The sequence below is a fragment of the Flavobacterium sp. genome, from assembly GCF_031409475.1.
Classification (GTDB): domain Bacteria; phylum Bacteroidota; class Bacteroidia; order Flavobacteriales; family Flavobacteriaceae; genus Flavobacterium.
Genome location: NZ_JANNXH010000041.1, coordinates 20,674 through 27,356 on the forward strand (window position 1 = coordinate 20,674; position 6,683 = coordinate 27,356).

Consider the following 6,683-nt stretch of genomic DNA (forward strand, 5'->3'; position numbering starts at 1 on the left):
TTGCAACTTTATTACTAAATAAATGAAACAACTTTTCACACCATTCGAAAAAATATCAAAATCTAAAAAAACCATTATTTTAGTGGCTTGGATAATTTTGATATTAGCACTTTGGTTTGTAGGAACCATGGGACAAAAACACCTGTTTCCTTCGCCATCTCAGGTATTTAATGGGTTTACCGAATTGTTTAATGAAGGATTGGTAGTTCATATTTTTAATTCATTAAAATTGTGTTTTCTATCTATTTTTATAGCTATCATCATATCGATGTTTTTTGCCTATACTTGGCCAATTCCATTAATGAAACCCGTTTCAGAATTTATAACAAAGTTTCGGTTTTTGCCTTTGGCGGGACTTACCTTATATATCACGCTAATTGTTCACGAAGCGAGAAATATGCAAATTTGGATTTTGGTTATTTTCTTAACTACTTTTTTGACAACTTCCTTAATATCTGTAGTATCATCAATACCACAAGAAGAATTTGACCATGCCAAAACCTTAAAATGCAACCGTTGGGAAGTGCTTTGGCAAGTAGTAATTCTTGGAAGAATAGACTATGTTATCGATGTAATTCGCCAGAATCTTGCCATTACTTGGATGATGTTAGTCACGGTCGAATCTACTCTTGCAGCCGCTGGAGGATTGGGTTTTTTAATAAAAAATTCCGACAAATTCTCTAACCATTCTAGAATAATTGCACTACAAATTATTATATTATTGATAGGTTTGGGATTAGATTTTGGTATTAATTTCTTGAGAAAATCATTGTTTAGATATTCAAAAATATAATTATGGGACATAGTTTTAAAGAATCGCTTTTGTATGTTGAAAATCTAAGCATTGCTTACGATGACAAAATAATTATTAAAGATGTAAGTCTAATCGAAAAGGATGTCGTTCGAGCAGGTATCGAAAACACAGGGCAAACTATTGCCATTGTTGGAAGATCTGGACGAGGAAAATCTACTTTTTTTAAAGCACTTACAGGATTAGTACAACCGCAAACAGGCAAAATACTAATCAAAGATTTTACAAGTAATGAAGAAAATGCTGCCAAACCAGTTCAAGAAGGCGATATAGGATTTGTAGATCAAAAATACACACTTTTTCGTCATAAAACAGTAACGCAAACGTTGCAATTTGCACTCAGAAAATCTGCTTTATCACAAACCGAAAAAGACAAAAAAATAAAAGAATACATCAATAAATGGGGATTAGAAACCTGTGTCGATAAATATCCGAACGAACTCTCGGGCGGACAAAGACAACGAACAGCTATTATTGAACAATTATTTTCGTCAGACCAATTTATAATTATGGACGAACCATTTTCTGGATTAGATGTAGGAAATATTGAAGAAGTAAAAAAAGCATTCGATTTATTGAGCGAAACATCAGAACACAACACACTTTTGTTCTCTACTCACGATATAAAACTCGCTATCGAATTGTCGCAATCTATATACGTAATAGGTTATCCAACCATAAATGGCGACAAAAAAGATTACGGAACCGTTGTAGCAAAATACGATTTGCGTGACATGGGGTTGGCATGGAAAGAATATGGTGATGACCACAGAAAATTGTATAAGGAAATTGTGCATCAGATGATGATTTCTTAAAATTATTAGAAGCCAATTACAACCCTACTAGGGTTCTAAACCCTAGTAGGGTTAAATAATTAAAACTTGAAAAAACGAAATCCAATATCAATTCTCGAAGAATCATTTCTTTACATCAAAGAATATATTGATGGAGAAATTACACCCGAAAAAACTTTTTTCAATAAAATTTTTATTCAAGATTTGAAGAAAGAAACACTTTTATTACTTACTATTTGCGAAGAATTAAACAAAGATTCTGTTTTTATTCAAAAGATAAACGAGCAAGTAAGTACAAATAATTCTAACAATTTATTATACAAAACAGAACATTTTTTCTTATCAGATATCATTGCTATTTATGAGAAAAAAACTACTATCGAAAACGAAAAATCACTTTTTGCATTTGCTTATTATTATGATGTCTTGCGCAACAAACACTTTGCCGACGAGAAAGCCATTAATACCTTAAACAAATTAGTGTCTAGTTCTGCATTTCGGGAGAATTTAAAAAAACTAAGAAACCAGAATCAAATTATTCCGCAAAACAGTAATCAAACTAATTTTTTAATCTCTGTTTTAACCCAAATAAAACACCCAAAATTACAAGAAATTACAAATCATTTTGAGAAATTTATTCAATTCTCATATAATTTAAATCCTGAAAAAACAACCGAAATAAAGCAAGTTCTAGCACCAACAAAAATTCAAGAAAACACCAATAGCAATGTTAGTTTCGCCCCCGAGAATGACACTTTACAAAAAGTACTCGATGAGCTAAATGAATTGGTTGGACTTGAAAACGTTAAAAAAGACATTAACGAACTCATAAATTTGCTCGAAATTCAGAAAAAACGTTCGGCCGAAGGATTAAAAAACATAGAAATCGCCCTGCATACAGTTTTTTTAGGTCCACCAGGCACAGGAAAAACATCGGTCGCAAGATTGTTGAGTCGTATTTTTAAACATTTAGGATTTTTGTCTAAAGGACAAATGTACGAAACAGACCGAGAAGGAATGGTCGCAGGATTTGTAGGTCAAACCGCCACAAAAGTAGACAAAGCAGTCGAAGAAAGTAAAGGTGGTGTTTTATTTATAGATGAAGCTTATGCTTTAACAGCAAATAGTTTTGGCAACGATTATGGTTCGGAAGCGGTAAACACCATGCTAAAAAGAATGGAAGACCACCGAGATGATTTGGCGGTTGTCGTAGCTGGTTATACCGAACCTATGAAAACATTTATCGAATCGAATCCTGGTTTGCGTTCTCGTTTTAACAGGTATTTTGAGTTCGAACATTTCAAACCAGCCGAATTATTTTCAATATTTGAAACATTTTGCAAAAAATCCGATTTTATTCTTACTGATGACGCCATAGAAAAACTAAAAGACACGTTCAATATGTTGTATACCAATAAAGATGAAGGTTTTGGAAACGCCCGTGTTGTTAGAAATTTATTCGAAAAATGTGTCCAAAACCAAGCTAATAGAGTCGTTAAAATAAAAGTAATCACATCAGATGTTCTCAGAGCATTAACCGAAGAAGACATCCCAGAGCCAAAAGAAACAGTAAAAAAAGTTTATTTTGCAGTTTCAAAAGAAGAAAAATAAAATAAAGACTTCAGGAATTTTTTTGTTACACATCTTCAAAGTATTCTAAAATGAAAAAAAATGTCATCATTCTATTGTTTTTTTTAAGTGGTATTACACCCTGTTTTTCACAAATAGTAATATCTAAATATTTTGACACCAAAATTAAGAAAATCTATTTTCAAAAATGGGTTTCCGGAGTTCGAGGTGGAGGTTCAGGAACAAATTTTTATATAAAATTCAAAAAACCGCTTTCCAAAACAATTCAATTAGAAAAAATTTATTTTCAAAAACAGCAAGTTAAACTTCATTTCCGTGGAGATAATTTATATACTGCTCATTTTATTTCAAATATAAACAGAGAAGGGAATGATTTAGAAAGCAATTCTTCGAGCCAATATGTTGTTAAACCCATAAATAATACCAAGCAAAACTCCAATTTTAAATTTGTTTTAAAAGATAATGAAGCGGTTTTGGAATACATAGAAAACAATAAAACAAAGTTTTTTAAAATAAAAAAAATCAAGGAAAAACCAATGATTCCTTATCCTTAATCTCCACAATCTAAATAAAGGAATTAAAAAGTACAAACAAAATTTTATCTTTTTTAATTGGAATTGGTTGCAAAAACAATCGAGTTCTAAATAAGAATAAACCAAAGAATTAGTTATTTTTGTTTTTATAAATAATAACACAAAGACCACTTTGGGATTGTATAAAAATCTTTTCAAACAAACCGCCATTTACGGACTTGCAACGGTTTTACCGCGCATGTTGAGTTTTTTACTGGTAAAATTATACACAGGAATATTGCCTACTGCTGAGTACGGCGAAGTTTCAATCGTGCTGGCTTGGATGGTTTTTTTCAATGTGATTTTATCTTATGGAATGGAAACCGCTTTTTTTCGGTTTTATAATTCCGAAAAAGACAAGCAAAACGTAATTGCAACTTCTACAATTACTCTGTTTTGGACTTCGCTTTTCTTTCTTTTCTGTGCTTTGATTTTCAGAAATTCGTTGGCCACATTAGCAAATGTCGATGTACAATATATTACCTATTCTATTTGGATATTAGTATTAGATGCGTTAGTAATTGTGCCTTTTTCAAAACTTCGAGCGCAGCAAAAATCTATGCGATATGCCGTAATCAAGATTGGGAATGTGATGGTGAATTTAGGTTTCAATCTTTTCTTTTTACTTTTTCTACCCAATATTGCAGCAGTTGATTCAAATTCGTTTATTGGAAATCTATATGTAGAAAACTTCGAGATAGGGTATATTTTCGTAGCAAACCTCTTGGCAAGTTTAGTGACTTTTGTTGTGTTATCGCCCAATTATCTCACCTTAAAATGGAATTTTGACAAATCACTTTGGAAAAAAATGATGCAATACGGCTTGCCTATTCTTGTGGCTGGAATTGCGTTTGCGGTCAATGAACACTTTGATAAAATATTATTGGGACATTGGCTTCCGGAAAACATTGCAAAATCACAAGTTGGCGCTTATTCTGCTTGTTATAAACTCGGATTGTTCATGGTTTTATTTGCTACTGCTTTCCGATTGGGAATTGAACCTTTCTTTTTCAGCCATTCCAGCAACGAAAACGCACCACAAACCTATGCCGTAATTACTAAATATTTTGTGATTTTTGGTTCATTGATATTGCTAAGCGTCATCGTTTTTGCCGATGTTTTAAAATTCATGTTACTCGATGACAAGTCCTATTGGGAAGCCATGAAAGTGGTGCCATTAATCATATTGGCAAATTTTTTTCTGGGGATTTATAACAACCTATCGGTTTGGTACAAACTCACGGATAAAACACAAATTGGCGCTTATATTTCTATTGTGGGTGCAATACTCACTTTGGGTTTAAACTATTTGCTAATTCCAAAATACAGTTATTACGGCTCAGCAATTGCGACCATAACAGCTTACGGAAGCATGATGCTCATTTCGTATGTACTAGGCAATAAATATTATCCAATTCCGTATGATATTAATAAAATAGGAGGTTATTTAGGATTGTCCATCATATTTTCAGCTATTTCATTCTACGGTTTTCGCGAAAATTATTTTGTTGGAATCCCTTTATTAATCGGCTTTATGTATTATATATATCACAACGAAAAAGAAACTTTAAATAAAATTTTGAAACGAAAAGAGAATTAGGAGCTATTTCCCGCTGTTCGCTGTATCCACGAGATTGCTTCGTGCCTCGCAATGACGTGGGATGCCGCTTCCATCAGGGCTATAAAACCTAATACCCAAAACCATCACCTAGAATATGACCATTAACATCATCAACAAATCGCAACACGACTTGCCTAACTATGAAACCATCGCCTCAGCAGGAATGGATTTACGCGCCAATCTAACCGAATCAATATCCTTGAAACCATTAGAAAGAACTATCGTAAAAACGGGACTTTTTATCGAATTACCCATAGGTCACGAAGCACAAGTGCGACCTAGAAGTGGCTTGGCGGCTAAAAAAGGAATCACCGTTCTCAATTCACCAGGAACAGTCGATGCGGATTATCGAGGAGAAATTGGTGTGATTTTGGTCAATTTATCCAATGAAGTTTTTGTTGTCGAAAACGGCGAACGCATTGCCCAGCTCATCATCGCCAAGCACGAAAGAGCAACTTGGATCGAAGTACAAGAATTATCCGAAACATCAAGAGGAGAAGGCGGTTTTGGCAGTACAGGAGTGAAATAAATTCCTGCGAAGGCAGGAATCTTGTGAATTGAAAAAAAGTTTTCAAATAGTAATAATTATTATAAATAGGATTCCTGCCTTCGCAGGAATAAAAAAACTTGCGAAAGCAGGAATCTCGTAAATTTAATTAATTTTTGTATAGTAATAATTATTATAAATAGGATTCCTGCCTTCGAAGGAATAATGCCTTCGCAGGAATAATGCCTTCGCAGGAATAAGAAAATGAAATTATGGTATATTTATATAATGTCAAATAAACCTCAAGGGGTTATTTATGTTGGAGTTACCAATAATTTACTAGAACGAGTTAAGAAGCATAAATTAAAAATTTATACAAATTCATTTACCGCTAAGTATAATTGTGATAAGTTAATTTATTTTGAAGAATGGTAAGTTGGATTTGACGCTACAATACGAGAAAAGCAATTAAAAAAGTGGAAAAGAGATTGGAAAATAAATTTAATAGAAGATATGAATCCAACTTGGATGGATATTAGTTTAAATTGGAATTTCAATTTTAATAAAATTAGAGAAAAATAATAATTATTAACCAAGATATCTGCTTTCGCAGGTATGTAAAAGATACCCGCTTTCGCGGGCAATTAATATGAAAATAATAGTACCAATGGCTGGACGAGGTTCCAGATTAAGACCGCACACATTAACCATTCCGAAACCCTTAATTCCCATTGCTGGAAAACCTATCGTTCACCGTTTAGTCGAAGATATTGCTGGGGTTTTAAATCAAGATATCGAAGAAATCGCC

General features: G+C 33.0%; 8 protein-coding genes. All 8 read left to right on the forward strand.

Going from position 1 to position 6,683, the window contains the following annotated elements; all coding sequences use genetic code 11:
* The first annotated feature begins 22 nt into the window (after positions 1–22).
* A complete protein-coding gene (locus RMO53_RS07630) occupies positions 23–793 on the forward strand; it encodes a hypothetical protein (protein WP_310379386.1) in 771 nt (256 codons plus the stop codon).
* 2 nt (positions 794–795) lie between these two features.
* A complete protein-coding gene (locus tag RMO53_RS07635) occupies positions 796–1,626 on the forward strand; it encodes an ATP-binding cassette domain-containing protein (protein ID WP_310379387.1) in 831 nt (276 codons plus the stop codon).
* Between the two features lie 66 nt (positions 1,627–1,692).
* Complete coding sequence (locus tag RMO53_RS07640) at positions 1,693–3,216, forward strand: AAA family ATPase (protein ID WP_310379388.1); 1,524 nt, start codon at positions 1,693–1,695, stop codon at positions 3,214–3,216.
* Positions 3,217–3,266: 50 nt separating this feature from the next.
* Positions 3,267–3,749, forward strand: a complete 483-nt coding sequence (locus RMO53_RS07645; RefSeq protein WP_310379389.1) for a hypothetical protein — start codon at positions 3,267–3,269, stop codon at positions 3,747–3,749.
* A 151-nt stretch (positions 3,750–3,900) separates the two neighbouring features.
* Positions 3,901–5,367 (forward strand): oligosaccharide flippase family protein, encoded by a 1,467-nt coding sequence (locus RMO53_RS07650; protein ID WP_310379390.1) that lies wholly within the window; start codon positions 3,901–3,903, stop codon positions 5,365–5,367.
* A 115-nt stretch (positions 5,368–5,482) separates the two neighbouring features.
* On the forward strand, positions 5,483–5,917 hold the full coding sequence (gene dut / locus RMO53_RS07655) for a dUTP diphosphatase (RefSeq protein ID WP_310379391.1): 435 nt from the start codon (positions 5,483–5,485) through the stop codon (positions 5,915–5,917).
* Positions 5,918–6,139: 222 nt separating this feature from the next.
* Complete coding sequence (locus RMO53_RS07660; protein WP_310379392.1) at positions 6,140–6,310, forward strand: GIY-YIG nuclease family protein; 171 nt, start codon at positions 6,140–6,142, stop codon at positions 6,308–6,310.
* A gap of 214 nt (positions 6,311–6,524) precedes the next feature.
* On the forward strand, positions 6,525–6,683 hold a 159-nt coding region (locus tag RMO53_RS07665), incomplete at its 3' end, for a sugar phosphate nucleotidyltransferase (RefSeq protein WP_310379393.1).

Excerpts from the sequence above, each read along its gene's own strand:
- RMO53_RS07630 (WP_310379386.1), top strand. The coding sequence starts at position 23 with ATGAAACAACTTTTCACACCATTCGAAAAAATATCAAAATCTAAAAAA.
- RMO53_RS07635 (WP_310379387.1), top strand. The coding sequence starts at position 796 with ATGGGACATAGTTTTAAAGAATCGCTTTTGTATGTTGAAAATCTAAGC.
- RMO53_RS07645 (WP_310379389.1), top strand. The coding sequence starts at position 3,267 with ATGAAAAAAAATGTCATCATTCTATTGTTTTTTTTAAGTGGTATTACA.
- dut (WP_310379391.1), top strand. The coding sequence starts at position 5,483 with ATGACCATTAACATCATCAACAAATCGCAACACGACTTGCCTAACTAT.
- RMO53_RS07660 (WP_310379392.1), top strand. The coding sequence starts at position 6,140 with ATGAAATTATGGTATATTTATATAATGTCAAATAAACCTCAAGGGGTT.